The sequence below is a fragment of the Pontixanthobacter sp. CEM42 genome, from assembly GCF_017812015.1.
In the GTDB taxonomy this organism is placed as follows: domain Bacteria; phylum Pseudomonadota; class Alphaproteobacteria; order Sphingomonadales; family Sphingomonadaceae; genus Pontixanthobacter.
This window is the reverse complement of record NZ_JADQTN010000001.1, coordinates 322,859-337,425: the sequence shown is the minus strand read 5'-3', so window position 1 is coordinate 337,425 and position 14,567 is coordinate 322,859. Positions and strand designations below refer to the sequence as shown.

Here is a 14,567-nt window from a genome sequence, read left to right as displayed (position 1 = left end):
GGGTGATCATCTGAGTTTCAGCGTGGCCAATCCTGCAAGTGCGAGAACAATGGAAATAATCCAGAAACGGATGACCACGGTCGATTCCGCCCAACCCTTCTGCTCAAAATGGTGGTGGATCGGCGCCATGCGGAAAATCCGCTTTCCGGTGCGTTTAAACCAGAAGACCTGAATGATAACCGAAGCGGTCTCTGCGACAAACAAACCGCCGATAATCAGCAGGACAATTTCATGATGGCTGGCAACGGCAATCGCGCCAAGCGCGCCGCCCAAAGCCAAGCTGCCCGTATCACCCATAAAGACTGCAGCCGGCGGAGCGTTGAACCACAAGAAGGCTAAGCCGCCACCCATGATCGCCGCACACAGGATCGCGAGTTCACCAGCGCCCGGAACATGCGGGATACCAAGATATTCGGAGAAGTCGGCACGGCCGACCAAGTATGCAATAATTGCCAACGTACCCGCAGCAATGATGACCGGCATCGTCGCCAACCCATCAAGCCCGTCAGTCAGATTCACAGCATTGCCAAAGCCAACGATAACAGTCGCCGCGAACACATAGTAAAACGGACCGAGCGGGATCGAAACATCGGACAGAAACGGGACGTAGAGGTTGGTGTTGATCTGACTGACGATCAGCCACGATGCGATGCCCGCCACGATAAATTCCAGCAACAAGCGTACTTTGCCAGAAACACCCTTATGGCTGGCCTTCGTGACCTTGTCATAGTCATCGAGGAAACCAATCAGGCCGAAGCCCACGGTGACGCCCAAACAGGCCCACACAAACGGATTGCGCAGGTCCATCCATAGCAGCATCGACAGCACGAGCGCGATCAGGATCATCAGCCCGCCCATGGTGGGCGTACCAACTTTCGACAAATGCGATTGCGGCCCGTCGGCACGGATCGGTTGACCCTTGCCCTGCCGGACGCGCAGCATATTGATGAAGCGGGGGCCGATAATCAGGCCAATAACCAACGCGGTTATCAGCGTCGCACCGGACCGGAAGGTCTGGTAGCGGATGAGGTTGAAAACCCCTTCAAAATTCAGCCACTCGGCGATCAAATAGAGCATTCAGGCTTTTCGCCCTCCCCAAGTCAATTTCTGGCCGCGAAATGTGCGACCAGTCTGCCGAGGCCAACCGAATTGGACCCTTTGACAAGGATGGCGTCACCGGTCGTGATGCCGAACTCTTCCAAGGCGGAAATAGCCTCTGCAGGGCCATCGCAATGCGCGAAGCTGAGTCCGCCCGCAAGCGCCGCGCCCGCGCCTTTCCCCAAGTCCTGAACCAGAGCCTGAACTAGCGCTGACATCTCATCGCCAACCAGCACCGCAAAATCGACATTTGCCTCAGCCAGTGGTTCAGCAAGTTGTGCGTGAAAGCGCGGCGCAAAATCGCCCAGTTCTTTCATCGAACCAAGCACCGCAACACGCCGTGTCGCCGGTGTTTGCCCAAGCTGCCGCAAGGTTGCGCGCATCGACGCCGGATTGGCGTTGTAACTCTCATCGATCATCAGCGCTTTGCCGCTGATCGCTGCAATCTCGAGCCGTGCGCCGCGTCCTTTCAGGCCGCCCATTTCAGCGAGCGCAAGACCGGCCGAGCCAAGATCGCCGCGCGCTGCACGGACCGTCGCCATGACACACAGAGCATTGCTGATCCAGTGTTCGCCCGGTTCCGCTACGGAGAAGCAAACCCGTTCATTGCCCATATCTGCGGTTATCAGCGACCCGCCGTTGGCAACCGGAATCGCATCAAGCAGGCGAACATCAGCGTGATCGCTTTTGCCGAAGGAGACGATGTTGACGCCCTGCGCTTTGGCTGCGTCATGCAATAATTCGAATTGCGGACTATCAGCTGGGATAATCGCGGTGCCACCAGGCAGAACGGCTTCGAAAATCTCCGCCTTGGCAGCGGCGATGGCTTCGATGCTGCCAAGGTTTTCGATATGGGCGGGAGCGATGGTCGTGATGACCGCAACATGCGGTTTGACCTGCGCGGTCAGGCCTGAAATCTCGCCAGCGTGGTTCATGCCCATTTCGAACACGCCATAATGGCTGCGAACAGGCATCCGCGCGAGACTAAGCGGGACACCGACATGGTTGTTATAGCTACGCACCGAGCGATGCGTTGCGCCGCGGCTAGCCCGGTCGAGCGCGCTAAAGATTGCTTCTTTCACGCCCGTTTTGCCGACCGAACCGGTCACACCAATCCGGATTGCCGTCGAGCGGTCACGCGATGCTGAGGCAAGTGATTCGAGCGCGGTGTTAGTGTTCGCGACTAGGATATGCGGATAGTCGACAGCACGATCGACGACAGCAGCAGTCGCTCCATTGGCGAAGGCTTTGTCGAGGAAACGGTGGCCGTCCATGGTCTCCCCCCTCAGTGCGAAAAACAGATCGCCCGAACGGACATCGCGCGAGTCAATTTCAACACCGGAAACTTGGAATTCAGCGCTGGCGGTTCCGCCAACAGCTTCAGCAATTTCTGCAGCGCTCCATAGTGCAAGCGGCAAAGCATCACGCTTCTGCGCGGGCCATGAGCGAAGGGCTTTCAAGGCGTTCATGCACTCACTCCCTGATCCAGATTTTGCGGCGCTGCGCATTCTCGCGCGACAGTCACATCATCAAACGGCAATACCCGCATCGTCTCTCCTGAACCGATAATCTGGCCTTGTTCGTGTCCCTTGCCGGCGATCAGCACGATGTCGTCGCGGCCAGCCTCGGCAATCGCAGCGGCAATAGCTTTGCGGCGGTCACCGACTTCGCGCATACCCTCTCCGCCAGCCATCACTTCGCTGCGGATTGCTGCAGGATCTTCACCGCGCGGATTGTCATCCGTGACAATTGCGAAGTCCGATTTTTCAACGGCAACCCGACCCATTTCGGCGCGCTTGCCTTGGTCGCGATCACCGCCCGCACCGAATACGACAATCAGCCTGCCGTTCACATGCGGTCGGAGGGCCTCAATTGCGGATTCGAGCGCATCGGGCGTATGCGCATAATCGATATAGACTGGCGCACCGGCCTGCGTGATAACAGCGCGTTCCAACCGCCCACGAACAGGCTGCAAGCGTGCGACCGCATCAAACACTGTGCTCGCGCTTCCGCCAGTGGCCAGCGCCAAACCAGCAGCCACCAGTGCATTCGCGGATTGATAGGCCCCGATCAGCGGGAGATTGATGGTCCGCTTCTGACCGTCATGTTCTATCTCAAGCGTCTGCCCCAATTGTGTTGGCGCATGAGTGAGCAGGCGAATAGTCTCGCCTTGCTCACCCACGGTGAACACGCGCAGGTTCCGTTGCTGCGCATGCTCAACTGCCCGGGCCGTCCACTCGCTATTTCCGGTCCAGACTACAACAGTGGCATCATCATTTACGACTTCGTCAAACAGCCGCATTTTTGCCGCGAAATACTCGTCCATATCCTTGTGATAGTCGAGATGATCGCGACTGAAATTGGTGAAACCTGCGGCGACAACTGACAGGCCTTCATTGCGATATTGGGAGAGGCCGTGACTTGATGCTTCATACGCGACATGTGTCACGCCTTCGCGCGCCAATCCGCTCATATTCGAATGGAACGTTACGATATCGGGAGTGGTCAATCCGGTAGACACACTCTCGTCTGGTGTAGTCACACCGAGCGTTCCGATAGAGGCAGCCCGCTCGCCTGCCATGCGCCAGATTTGGCGAGTCATTTCAACGGTCGAAGTTTTCCCATTGGTGCCAGTGACGGCAACGATAACATCGGGCGCGGGTTTGAAGAATTGCGCGGCCAGTTGGGCAAATGCCTGACGCGGTTCATCAGCGGGGATATGGAGTGCCCCGTCAACATTGGCGCTTGGCTTCGCGACAATTGCAGCGGCACCGGCAGAGATCGCAGCAGGAATAAAATCCTCGCCGTTTACCCGCGCGCCTTGGAATGCGCCGAAGATTGTACCCGGGGCGACCTTGCGATTGTCGATAGCGAAACCGGTGACGGACACATTTTCAGCGCCAGTCACTTCAAGCCCCGCTGCCGATGCGAGCGCCGCGAGTTCCATTATTCCGCTCCCAAAAGCGGCTTAAGGTCGCTCAGATCAATGTCGCGCGAAGTGTCCGGCCGTACACCTAGGACAGGGCCAATACGTGGGATCAGTTTGCCAACAATCGGCGCAGCGTTCCATGCGGCGGTCCGCTGATACGAGCTTGCGGTTGTGCCCTTCGGTTCGTCCAGCATTGCGACCACTACGTAGCGCGGCTTATCCATCGGGAATGCTGCGGCGAATGTCGAAACCAGCGTGGTCTGACGGTATCCGCCCTTGCCCGGCTTCTCAGCCGAGCCGGTCTTGCCTCCGACGCGGAAACCCGGTGCGTCGGCGTTCTTACCGGTGCCGTAAACCGCGATCATGCGGAGCAATTGGCGCATGCGTGAGGAGGTTGAAGCCTTAAACACGCGGCGGCCTTTCGGCGCAGCACCCGGTTGAATTTTGTGCAAAGTCGCCGGACGCCAAACGCCGCCATTGACCATTGCCGCATAGGCATTCGCCAGATGCAGCGGTGTCACCGCAATACCGTGGCCATAGCCGACAGTCATATTGCGCAGACGCGGCCATTTCTCTCCGGGCCAGATCGGGTGGCCCTTGGCAGGCAGCTCAATATAAGGCCGCTCGTTCATGCCCATATCGATCATCGCCTGGCGCAGCTTGGTCGGGCCAAGCTCATCCGCGATGCGCGCGGTAGTTGTGTTCGACGAATGGATCAGCGTCTCGGCAACGTTCAGATGGTTGCCGATAAAGTGGCTGTCCTTGATTTTAAAACGCCCAACTTCGACCGGCGAGGCGTCATAGCGGCGACCAAAATCGCGCACCGTACCCGCATCGATGGCGGCGGCCACAGTCAGCGGTTTGAAAGTCGAACCTAACTCGTAAACCTGATTGGTCACACGGTTGAACATATAGTTCACGCCCTCGGCATCGATCTTATTGGGATCGAATTCGGGCAGCGAAGCAAGCGCCATCACTTCACCTGTATCAACGTCCAGAACGATGCCAGCAGCACCTTTCGCATTGGTCGCTAGCATGCCGCGGCGCAGTTCATCTTCCAACGCACCTTGCGCGCGCATATCGATCGACAATGCAACCGGCTCACCGCGCAATGCAGGATCGGTCAACCGGTCATTGAGCACTTGCTCCATGCCGACCTTGCCCTGCCCCTCGGCATCGACATAGCCAAGCACGTGCGCGCCCATCGATCCTTGCGGATAGTGGCGGTCGGTTTCGCGCGGCAGTTCCAATGCCAACTCGCCAATCGCCATAACTTGATTGGCTTGTTCAGGCAGAACACGGCGTTGCAGGTATCCGGGGCGACCTGCAGCCAGTTTCTCAGCCGTTACTTCGATATCGAGCGCGGGAAAAATCGCTTGCAGTTCAACCGCAACATCGCGCGCGCTTTTCACCAACGGATCGCTCGGATCGCCAAGAGCTTTCGGATTATACCACAGCGCATAGGCAGGGAATGCACGCGCGAGCGGAACGCCATTGCGGTCCGTCAATTCACCGCGCGGTGGCAGCAGAGCGTCAGCTAGCGATGTTGTTCGGATCGTGTTGTCACTCACACCAAGGTAGCCGATGCGTGCGACCGCGGCAGACGCCACGCAGGCAAAGATGATTGCCACCCACAAGACACGAAGTCGGGCGATAGTGATTGAACGCTTGCGCAGCGTCGATACACCGCTGCGTCCGCTGGAGAATGTCGTGTTGACAGCGATCGTGTTCATTCGCTGACCTCCGCCATCGGGCCGCTCAGCGGGTTGTCGATTGCGAGACGCTCGGACAGTGAGCGCGGTGCTGACATAGGCGTACGCCCGTCATCACCATCTGTTTCCGGCCGCTCTTGAGCCGGCTCGTTGTCAACGACTTCAGCCGCATTGGCAGGCTGACCAGTCAGCGGCGAGACGAAAGCAGGGAAACCGCCTTGCTCTGCTTCCTTCGGAGCCATTGCGACACGGATCGGATCAGGTGCGCCAACAGCGCGCGGCATGCCCAGGCTGGCAAGCTCACGCTCGTTCTCAAGATATTGATCAGCCTTCGGCGCTTGATAGCCGAACTCGACGCGGTTCCAATTGGCAAGTTGCTGTTGGTTGGCGCGCGTCTGGAATTCTGTTTCAAGCAGCAGCTTTTCGCGCTCCAGCGCAACGATTGTCCGTTCAGCCAAACGCACTTCGCTTTTCACCGCATTCACGCGGAATGTCAGCGCGACGAAACCCGTTACGCAAATGCTGAGCGCAACGAACCAACCGATCTGACGGAGACGGCTACCAGCGCTCATCATGCCGCTACCCTTGCCGGAGCATCGGTCCGGATTGCATGGCGCAGAATTGCAGAGCGCGCGCGCGGGTTGTCATTGACCTCTGCATCGCCCGCTTTGATCGCTTTGGAAATTGTGCCGTAGATCGCAGGCGCCTGCTCGACTTCCGGCAGATAGCGTGAACCTCCAGTGCCGCCTGATGCGTCTTTCAGATACCGCTTCACGATACGATCTTCGAGGCTGTGGAAGCTGACCACGGCCAGCCGCCCGCCCTCACCCAGCAATTGCTCGGCAGCAGCCAGACCTTCTTTCAATTCTTCAAGTTCCGCATTCACATGGATGCGAACCGCCTGAAAGCTGCGCGTTGCCGGATCTTTGGGTGCACGCTTCGATTGCGCATCTGCGCGATAGCCCAACGCTTTGCGGACAATGCGAGCCAGATCGCCGGTCGTTTCGAGCGGACGCGCGGCAACGATTGCGCGGGCCACGCGGCGCGACTGACGCTCCTCGCCATATTGGTAGAGTACGTCAGCGATAGTGTTTTCTTCAGCAGAATTCAGGAAATCGGCAGCGCTCTCACCGTCCTGCGACATCCGCATATCGAGCGGGCCATCGGATGAGAATGCAAAGCCGCGCTCAGCTTGATCAAGCTGCATCGAAGATACGCCAATATCCATCGTGATACCGTCAATTCGGGACACTCCAGCCTCTGCCATTGCCGTAACCATCTCGGAGAAACGGCGCGCGTGCAGCACCAGACGGGGCGGTTGCTCCTGAGTTTCGGGCCACTTCGATCCGCTGGAAATCGCATCGGGATCGCGGTCAAACGCATGCACAGTTGCACCTGCATCCAGGAGCGCACGGGTATATCCGCCAGCGCCGAAGGTGGCGTCGATAATGACAGCACCCCGCTTTGGAGCGAGCGCGTCGACGACTTCTTTCAGCAGGACCGGCACATGCGGTGCATCGTGGGAAGCAGCGATCATTTGCGCGCCCCCTTTTTCTGGCCCTTCTTTTGGCTCTTGGCCTCGGCCTCTTTGACCAAACCGGCACAGCTGGACTTAACCGGATTCCACTCGCTGCCCTGCCGGTCGAGAATGGCGGGGTTCCAAACGGTGAAGGATTGCCCAGCGCCACGGAAGAACAGCATGTCCTCGATACCACCGTCTTTGCGAAGGTAATCATGCATGGTGAAACGGCCGCTCTCATCGAACGGAATACGCTCAAAACCAAACAGCAAGTTGGAACGCAGCTCGCGATCATAGTCGCGGCCGAGCCGAAGCGCCGCATCTTCTTCGCGGTCTAACTGCGCTTCAAGCTCCTCCTGACGCGATAGGCCGAAACCGACCAGGCAATCCCAACGGTCATGTTTGGCGAGGCACAGGATGCGTTTATCATCGCTGGAGGCGCGGACGATTTTGCGGAATTCGGGAGGTATAACGAAGCGGTCCTTGTCCCCCAGAAGGGTCAAGGCCTGTCCGCTGTAACTGTGACGCGCTTCCGCCACTTCTTCCCCCAAATCCTTGGTTCAACCACATTCTCCAGACACATCTTCCCCGCTTCCGCCCGCGCATAGGCACGGGCAGCTCGCCTCACGAATGTGAAACGCAGCAGGAGACTCAATGTCTGATGGAAAGCGGTGATAACCCGCGAAAACGCGGGATGCTAGGGAAAATTAAGGGATATTTTGGGATTACTCGTTAAACTACTGTTATTAAAGAGATAATATCCTTAATGCCACTCCCAATAACACCCTACTTGCCCCTGAAAAACCACGATATCCCGGCAATTCCCCGTGAAATCCCCGAAAAATAGGCACCGAGACTCCGAAATCGGGCGTCTCACCCCTGAAATCCCCAAAGCGATTCTGGAGCTGTATCGCAGCTTGTCATTGGGCCGAATTGAACGCATTTTTTAGCAGCTTTTCCAACGCTTCGCCAGCAATTGCTGAATCGGCCTCATGCTCCAGCACCGCAGCATCGGACACGATCAAAGCTGAGCCTTGCCCGATAGCACAGTAGGCAATGACTCGCTCAGACAGCAGTTCACAGGTCGCTGTCTCAGCAGGCAGAATTTCGAACCGCCCCGCATTGTGGAGCGGGATCGCGGTGTCGCCGTATGTGACGAGGCGCGGCGTATCTGGCTGATCCTCATCATAGAATTGCGGCAACCCCCAACGCATCAGGACTGGTCCGAGCAAGGCCATATCCTGCGGACGGCGGCGATCGCCCAAGCCAAACTCGGAATGTTCGGTCAGCATGGGGTCAGCAAACAATAGCAATTTGCCGCCGCCCTTTACCCAATTGTCGAGCGCGACAAAATCAGCGGGTGCGAGAGCGTTGGGTTGCGCAAGCAGCAGCAGATCCAAATCAGCCAATTCATCGTTCGGCTCGAGTCTATCCGGCGCAGACAGAATATCCAGCGGGACCAGTTCAAACCGCTGCTCCAGCTGCTGCCTGACCCAATGCTCGTGCTGATCATCCGCGAGCATTTCGCCAAGTCCGGCGGCTTCGTTCCAATAGATCGGCAGCGAGGTCATTAGACCAAGCCTTTGCTTTGGCTGATTATCATCGGCAGGGACCGGTGCGCGGGCAAAAGTCCAAACGGCGATGCCAATCAGAACGGCTACGGCAATGGCGAGAGATGCAAGCTTTCGTGCGGTCACGCTTTATTGCGCATCTGGTACCAGAATGTCCTGTCGCAGAACGCTGGCCGTCGGCGATGGGCTCGGTTCTGGCTCCGCTGGCAGTTCCGGAACCACACCGGCCTCCGCCAGTGGATCGCTTTGCGGCGCTTCAACCGGTTCCGGTTCAACTGTGGCGGCTGCCTCGGGCACGCTCGCCGCGTCGGTTTGCTCTGCCCGTTCGCTTACGACATCTGCCAAAGCGACAAGGATGATCATCAAAACGATGCCGGATAAGCCGACTTGAAGCCGCTGGATAGCCTCTGCCCGCGTTCCGCCAAGTGGTGCATCCACTTGGTCAGCGGGTCCGTGCAAAATCCGGCTTATGAAACGATTGGCCATGCGCAGAATCTAGCCGAACGGATAGTTTAGTCAAAGAGAAACAGCTTAGCTCTTGAGCCAATCGAAAACCGGCAAGTCCTTCGAGGCGAGCCATTCCGCATTGTAAAGCGTTGAAAGGTAACGGAAGCCTGTGTCGCACAGAATAGTCACGACGCGCGCATCTTCGCGCCCATCGGCAACCAATTGCTTGCCCAGCGCAACTGCGCCAGCAACGTTGATACCCGATGACAAGCCAAGACACATGCCCTCTTCGCGGAGCAAGCGAGCGACCCATTCAAGGCCCTCCTCGTCCGAAATGCGAAACTGCGTATCAATTGGCGCGCCTTCGAGATTGCCGGTGATCCGGCCCTGCCCGATGCCTTCAGCGACCGAATTGCCTTCGGATTTGAGCTCGCCATCGGCGTAGTAACTATACAGCGCCGCGCCATGCGGATCGGTCAGTGCGATCTGCACATTCTCATCGCGCTCTTTCAGACCCAGACCGACACCGGCAATCGTGCCGCCGGTTCCGGCAGCACAGGTGAAGCCATCAACGCGGCCTTCCATCTGGTCCCAGATTTCGGCGGCAGTCGTTTCGATATGGACCTTGCGGTTAGCTGTGTTGTCGAACTGGTTGGCCCAAATCGCACCATCTGTTTCCTCGGCCAAACGGCGTGAGGTGTGCACGAAATGGTTGCAGTCGGAGAATTTGGTGGGTGGAACCAGAACGAGTTCGGCACCCAAGGCTCGCAGCGTATCCATCTTCTCTTTGGATTGGTTGTCCGGCATCACGATGATGGTCTTGTAGCCAAGCGCATTGGCCACGAGCGCAATCCCGATACCGGTATTGCCCGCCGTACCCTCGACAATCGTGCCGCCCGATTTGAGCTCGCCGCTGGCTTCGGCATCGCGGATAATGCCCAGCGCAGCGCGGTCTTTGACCGACGCACCGGGATTGGCGAATTCGCACTTGCCGTAAATTTCGCAACCCGCCGCTTCACTGGCCGCTTGCAGCAGCACCAGCGGCGTATTGCCGATCAGTTCAATCGCGTCTTTGCGCGGAATATTGGTAATCATGGTGAGTGAATTAGGTGCTGGTGCGCACCAGTTCAACGCAGTTCAACTACGGGGGTTAGAGTTGTTTGTTTAGCCTCAGGCGCCGGCGTTCGCATCCGCTCACTTAGGCTTCCGCCCTACCGGGCGGCGCACAGTCGTGCGCTGACTGCCGTGACCAAGAACCGGCGCAATGCTGATCGCTTGGAATGGAACGGTCAGCGACTAGCTGACCGCAAGGCCGACCGGCCGCCCGAGCTTATGCGAGGTAGCCAAGGAATGCGGATGCATTCCGCCCGGCAACTGAGGGCCTAAACAAACAGACTCAATCTTCTGGCGCGATGGTCACTTTCAGGCCGTCGAGGTCTTGGGTAAACGGCACCTGACAGCTGAGCCGTGAATTTTCGGCGCGGTGATCGGAACTTTCCAGCAGATCATCTTCGTCTTCGCTAATCTCTGGCAGCTTCTCTGCAAACGCCGGATCGACATGCACATGGCAAGTCGCGCAAGAGCAGCAGCCACCGCACAGCGCCAGCAATTCGTCAAAGCCATTGTCACGGATAGCTTCCATCACGGTCAGGCCATCGCCGACTTCTACGGTTGATTCTTCACCATCACGGTTGACGACGATCAGCTTGGGCATGATGAGCAGGCTCCGAATATTTGAAGGCCGGAAATGGCCGATTTGCGCGGCTGCTAAAAGACAGGACCGCGTTTTGCAAGCGATAGGGACAGCAAATGGGATTGACGACGGAGCAGATCAAGCAGGGCGTCGACCATGCCGCAGCGATAGAACCCGCCTTTGGCGCAGCTTTGAAAGCCGCTGGCTATCCCGAACCGCGCATCCGCCCGACCGGCTACCGGACTTTGCTGCGCACCATTGTTGGTCAGCAAGTCAGCGTCGCTGCGGCGGCATCCGTGTGGAACAAGCTAGAGATCGAATTGGGCGAGGATATCGCACCCGACGAATTGCTCTCACGCGATTTCGACGCACTGCGTGCATGCGGCCTGTCACGGCAAAAGCAAGGTTACGCCCGGTCGCTGTGCGAGCTGGTAGTGAGCGAGGAGCTGAAACTCGACAATTTGCCTGAAGATGATGAGGACGCCATCGCTGAACTCACGCGCATTAAAGGTATCGGGCGCTGGTCAGCGGAGATTTATCTGCTGTTCGCCGAGGGTCGTCCCGACATCTGGCCTGCTGGCGATCTGGCTGTGCAGGCAGCGATGCACAAACTGCTAAAACTGCCCGAACGCCCTTCAGAAAAAGAAGCGCGCGCGTTGGCTGAGAAGTACAGCCCCCATCGCGGTGCCCTCGCGATATTCTCGTGGCATTGTTACGATAATCCGGCGCTCTGACAGGATAAGCCTTGTCGGTTGATTGCGCGGCCCGAGCCCCAATATTGAGGTTCACGCCAGCTAGTCACTCAGAAAGCCGACACCTTATGACCACTGAAACAACACCCTTGATTCCGCGCGAACATCTATTCGGCAATCCCACCAAAGCGGGCGGGCAAATCAGCCCGGATGGAAGATGGCTCAGCTGGCTGGCACCGCTCGATGGCGTGCTGAATGTGTGGATGGCTCCATCTGATGAACCCGCTGCCGGCAAGGCAATGACGAGCGCGACGGAACGCCCGATCCAGCAATATTTCTGGGCACCCGATGCGCAGAGCCTACTCTATATACAAGACAAGGGCGGCGACGAAAATTTCCTGCTCTACGGCATCGATATCGCCACCGCCAAAGAGCGCACTCTGACCGATTTCGAAAATACCCGCGTCGATATGATCGGATCATCCGAAACCATCCGTGACAAAATCCTGATCGGGCTGAACAACCGTGATGCGCGGTTCCACGACGCCTATCTGCTCGATCTCAATTCGGGTGAACTCACATTAGTCCAGCAGAACGATGCCTATGCCGGATTTATGGCCGATGATAATCTGGAACTGCGATTGGCGGTCGCGCCCAATGCAGAAGGCGGAATGGACTTCTTCCCGATTGTTGATGGTGCAATCGCAGAGGAACCCAGCGACAGCACCGGCCTCGAAGATTCGCTAACCACCCAGCCCGCCGGCTTCACCGCTGACGGTTCGATCATGTATTGGATCGACAGCCGCGGCCGTAACACTGCCGCCCTGTTTGCGCACAATGTCGAAACCGGCGAACGCACCCTGATTGCAGAAAATGACAAGGCCGATATTGGCGGCGTGATGGGCCATCCGAAAACCGGCGAAGTGCAGGCCTATTCCTTCACTTACCTGACGACCGAATGGACCGCTATTGATCCCGATATCGGCGCATCGCTCGACTGGCTCGGCGAGAAGCTGGAAGGCGATTTCGGCGTCTCCAGCCGGACCGAAGATGATACCAAATGGATCATCTGGAACGATCCGCTGACCGCGCCGGCGCAGACCTATATTTATGACCGCGAAGCGCAGACGCTGACCGACTTCTACACCGGTCGGCCAGAGCTGGTTGGCGCACCATTGCAACCGATGCAGACGTTGGAATTGAAAGCGCGCGATGGTCTAACGCTGCCGTCTTATCTGACCGCTCCGGCTGGCGCAGACGACCCCGTTCCGATGGTCCTGCTGGTCCATGGCGGACCATGGGCACGCGATGCTTATGGTTTCAACTCGTACCACCAATGGCTCGCCAATCGTGGCTATGCAGTGCTGAGCGTGAACTTCCGCGGCTCTACCGGCTTCGGCAAAGACTTCATCTCTGCTGCGGATTTGCAGTGGGGCAAAACGATGCATGATGATCTGATCGATGCAGTCCAATGGGCGGTCGACAAAGGCATCGCGCAGGCAGACAAAATCGCGATCATGGGTGGGTCCTATGGCGGCTATGCGACGCTGGCCGGATTGACCTTCACGCCCGATATATTCGCTTGCGGCGTCGACATTGTCGGCCCGTCCAATCTCGAGACATTGCTCGCGACTATCCCGCCTTACTGGGAGCCGATGATCGCGCAATTCCATGAGCGGATGGGCAACCCCAATACGCCAGAGGGCCTTGCGATGTTGAAGGAGCGCAGTCCGCTCAATTCCGCGGGCAATATCGTGAAACCTCTACTGATCGGCCAAGGCGCAAACGATCCGCGCGTCAATCAGGCAGAGAGCGACCAGATCGTTGGCGCGATGAAGGAAAAAGGCATTCCAGTGACCTATGTCCTCTACCCCGATGAAGGCCACGGTTTCGCCAATCCCGCCAACAATATCGCGTTCAACGCGGTGACCGAGAACTTCCTCGCGGAATGGCTGGGCGGCCGGTCGGAGCCTATCGGCGACACCGTATCCGCATCGACCGCAGAATTGGTCGAAGGCGCGCAGCATGTGAAAGGCTTGAGCGAAGCGCTCGTATAAGCCAAAGCGTCCCGAAAATAAGATTCAGGAGTGCGTGCGTGAGCGATCATAAGGCGATTTTCATTACGGGCGGTGGGTCCGGGATTGGCCGTGCGGTCGCGCAATATTTCGGCGCACGCGGCTGGTTTGTCGGGCTGGGGGATATCGATAGCGAGGGCATGAAAGGCACCGCTGCACTGATCCCTGATGGCGCTTCGTTCAGCCACAAATTCGATGTACGTGATCGTGCGGCTTGGGACACGGCGCTAGAAGCCTTTGTCCAGGCATCGGGCGGGCGCATGGATGTGCTGTTCAACAATGCCGGAATTCCGCTTGGCGGATCGCTTAGCGAGAACTCGGTCGAGGAGATCGAGCGCTGCCTCGACATCAATTTGAAAGGTGTATTCTTCGGGGCACAAGCTGCTCTCGCCCACCTCAAGAAAACCGCACCGGATTCTTGCCTGCTCAACACTGCCAGTGCTGCCGGGATATATGGTACCGGCGGCGCATCGGTCTATTCCGCGACCAAGTTCGGCGTGCGTGCGATCACAGAATCGCTCGATGCGGAATGGGATGAATTTGGGATCAAAGTCCGCTCTCTGATGCCCAGCTTCATCGACACACCTTTGCTCGAACATGCGCCCAATGCAGGCACAAATGAAGCCATCCGCGAAAGAGTGAAAGAGGCCGGTCTGGAGATCACTCCAGTGGAAGAGGTTGCGAAAGCCGCATGGATCGCGGTGCATGGTGAAAAGCTGCACACGCTGGTCGGTAAATCTGCAAAGAGTATAGGCTTCGCCGCCCGCTGGATGCCGGGCCGTTTGCGCAAGATGGTGCGTCAGAACAGCCGCCCGCTGGGTAAATAAGCTC

At 57.9% G+C, this 14,567-nt stretch carries 14 protein-coding genes; 3 read left to right on the top strand and 11 right to left on the bottom strand.

Going from position 1 to position 14,567, the window contains the following annotated elements; all coding sequences use genetic code 11:
* Nucleotides 1–6: 6 nt before the first annotated feature.
* From mraY to J9777_RS01490, 11 genes are all read right to left on the bottom strand, one after another.
* A complete protein-coding gene (gene mraY / locus J9777_RS01540) occupies nt 7–1,077 on the bottom strand; it encodes a phospho-N-acetylmuramoyl-pentapeptide-transferase (protein WP_209347040.1) in 1,071 nt (356 codons plus the stop codon).
* Between the two features lie 23 nt (nt 1,078–1,100).
* On the bottom strand, nt 1,101–2,567 hold the full coding sequence (gene murF, locus J9777_RS01535; RefSeq protein WP_209347039.1) for a UDP-N-acetylmuramoyl-tripeptide--D-alanyl-D-alanine ligase: 1,467 nt from the start codon (nt 2,565–2,567) through the stop codon (nt 1,101–1,103).
* Complete coding sequence (locus J9777_RS01530; protein ID WP_209347038.1) at nt 2,564–4,045, bottom strand: UDP-N-acetylmuramoyl-L-alanyl-D-glutamate--2,6-diaminopimelate ligase; 1,482 nt, start codon at nt 4,043–4,045, stop codon at nt 2,564–2,566. Before J9777_RS01530 ends, murF begins: the two co-directional genes overlap by 4 nt.
* A complete protein-coding gene (locus tag J9777_RS01525) occupies nt 4,045–5,760 on the bottom strand; it encodes a penicillin-binding protein 2 (RefSeq protein WP_209347037.1) in 1,716 nt (571 codons plus the stop codon). Before J9777_RS01525 ends, J9777_RS01530 begins: the two co-directional genes overlap by 1 nt.
* Nucleotides 5,757–6,314: a hypothetical protein gene (locus J9777_RS01520; RefSeq protein ID WP_209347036.1), complete on the bottom strand. Its 558-nt coding sequence runs from the start codon at nt 6,312–6,314 to the stop codon at nt 5,757–5,759. Before J9777_RS01520 ends, J9777_RS01525 begins: the two co-directional genes overlap by 4 nt.
* Complete coding sequence (rsmH, locus tag J9777_RS01515; protein WP_209347035.1) at nt 6,311–7,276, bottom strand: 16S rRNA (cytosine(1402)-N(4))-methyltransferase RsmH; 966 nt, start codon at nt 7,274–7,276, stop codon at nt 6,311–6,313. The genes J9777_RS01520 and rsmH overlap by 4 nt, the downstream gene beginning before the upstream one ends.
* Nucleotides 7,273–7,761, bottom strand: coding sequence for a division/cell wall cluster transcriptional repressor MraZ (locus J9777_RS01510; protein WP_245228468.1), 489 nt, complete (start codon nt 7,759–7,761; stop codon nt 7,273–7,275). The genes rsmH and J9777_RS01510 overlap by 4 nt, the downstream gene beginning before the upstream one ends.
* 417 nt (nt 7,762–8,178) lie before the next feature.
* A complete protein-coding gene (locus tag J9777_RS01505) occupies nt 8,179–8,955 on the bottom strand; it encodes a Gldg family protein (protein WP_209347033.1) in 777 nt (258 codons plus the stop codon).
* Nucleotides 8,956–8,958: 3 nt separating this feature from the next.
* Nucleotides 8,959–9,315 (bottom strand): hypothetical protein, encoded by a 357-nt coding sequence (locus J9777_RS01500; protein ID WP_209347032.1) that lies wholly within the window; start codon nt 9,313–9,315, stop codon nt 8,959–8,961.
* A gap of 45 nt (nt 9,316–9,360) precedes the next feature.
* Nucleotides 9,361–10,371 (bottom strand): cysteine synthase A, encoded by a 1,011-nt coding sequence (locus J9777_RS01495; RefSeq protein WP_209347031.1) that lies wholly within the window; start codon nt 10,369–10,371, stop codon nt 9,361–9,363.
* A 301-nt stretch (nt 10,372–10,672) separates the two neighbouring features.
* Entirely contained in the window at nt 10,673–10,990 is a 318-nt protein-coding gene (locus J9777_RS01490) for a 2Fe-2S iron-sulfur cluster-binding protein (protein ID WP_209347030.1), read from the bottom strand.
* Between the two features lie 95 nt (nt 10,991–11,085).
* On the opposite strand from J9777_RS01490, the gene J9777_RS01485 reads away from it, so the two are divergent.
* The 3 genes from J9777_RS01485 to J9777_RS01475 all read left to right on the top strand — a co-directional run bounded on the left by J9777_RS01485 (nt 11,086) and on the right by J9777_RS01475 (nt 14,563).
* The gene (locus J9777_RS01485) at nt 11,086–11,703 is read left to right on the top strand and encodes a DNA-3-methyladenine glycosylase 2 family protein (RefSeq protein ID WP_209347029.1); all 618 of its coding nucleotides are present in this window, start codon (nt 11,086–11,088) and stop codon (nt 11,701–11,703) included.
* 86 nt (nt 11,704–11,789) lie between these two features.
* A complete protein-coding gene (locus J9777_RS01480; protein ID WP_209347028.1) occupies nt 11,790–13,718 on the top strand; it encodes a S9 family peptidase in 1,929 nt (642 codons plus the stop codon).
* Between the two features lie 38 nt (nt 13,719–13,756).
* Nucleotides 13,757–14,563, top strand: a complete 807-nt coding sequence (locus J9777_RS01475) for an SDR family oxidoreductase (protein ID WP_348631906.1) — start codon at nt 13,757–13,759, stop codon at nt 14,561–14,563.
* Nucleotides 14,564–14,567 lie beyond the last annotated feature (4 nt).

Excerpts from the sequence above, each read along its gene's own strand:
- mraY (WP_209347040.1), bottom strand. The coding sequence starts at position 1,077 with ATGCTCTATTTGATCGCCGAGTGGCTGAATTTTGAAGGGGTTTTCAAC.
- murF (WP_209347039.1), bottom strand. The coding sequence starts at position 2,567 with ATGAACGCCTTGAAAGCCCTTCGCTCATGGCCCGCGCAGAAGCGTGAT.
- J9777_RS01530 (WP_209347038.1), bottom strand. The coding sequence starts at position 4,045 with ATGGAACTCGCGGCGCTCGCATCGGCAGCGGGGCTTGAAGTGACTGGC.
- J9777_RS01525 (WP_209347037.1), bottom strand. The coding sequence starts at position 5,760 with ATGAACACGATCGCTGTCAACACGACATTCTCCAGCGGACGCAGCGGT.
- J9777_RS01520 (WP_209347036.1), bottom strand. The coding sequence starts at position 6,314 with ATGATGAGCGCTGGTAGCCGTCTCCGTCAGATCGGTTGGTTCGTTGCG.
- rsmH (WP_209347035.1), bottom strand. The coding sequence starts at position 7,276 with ATGATCGCTGCTTCCCACGATGCACCGCATGTGCCGGTCCTGCTGAAA.
- J9777_RS01500 (WP_209347032.1), bottom strand. The coding sequence starts at position 9,315 with ATGGCCAATCGTTTCATAAGCCGGATTTTGCACGGACCCGCTGACCAA.
- J9777_RS01495 (WP_209347031.1), bottom strand. The coding sequence starts at position 10,371 with ATGATTACCAATATTCCGCGCAAAGACGCGATTGAACTGATCGGCAAT.
- J9777_RS01490 (WP_209347030.1), bottom strand. The coding sequence starts at position 10,990 with ATGCCCAAGCTGATCGTCGTCAACCGTGATGGTGAAGAATCAACCGTA.
- J9777_RS01485 (WP_209347029.1), top strand. The coding sequence starts at position 11,086 with ATGGGATTGACGACGGAGCAGATCAAGCAGGGCGTCGACCATGCCGCA.
- J9777_RS01480 (WP_209347028.1), top strand. The coding sequence starts at position 11,790 with ATGACCACTGAAACAACACCCTTGATTCCGCGCGAACATCTATTCGGC.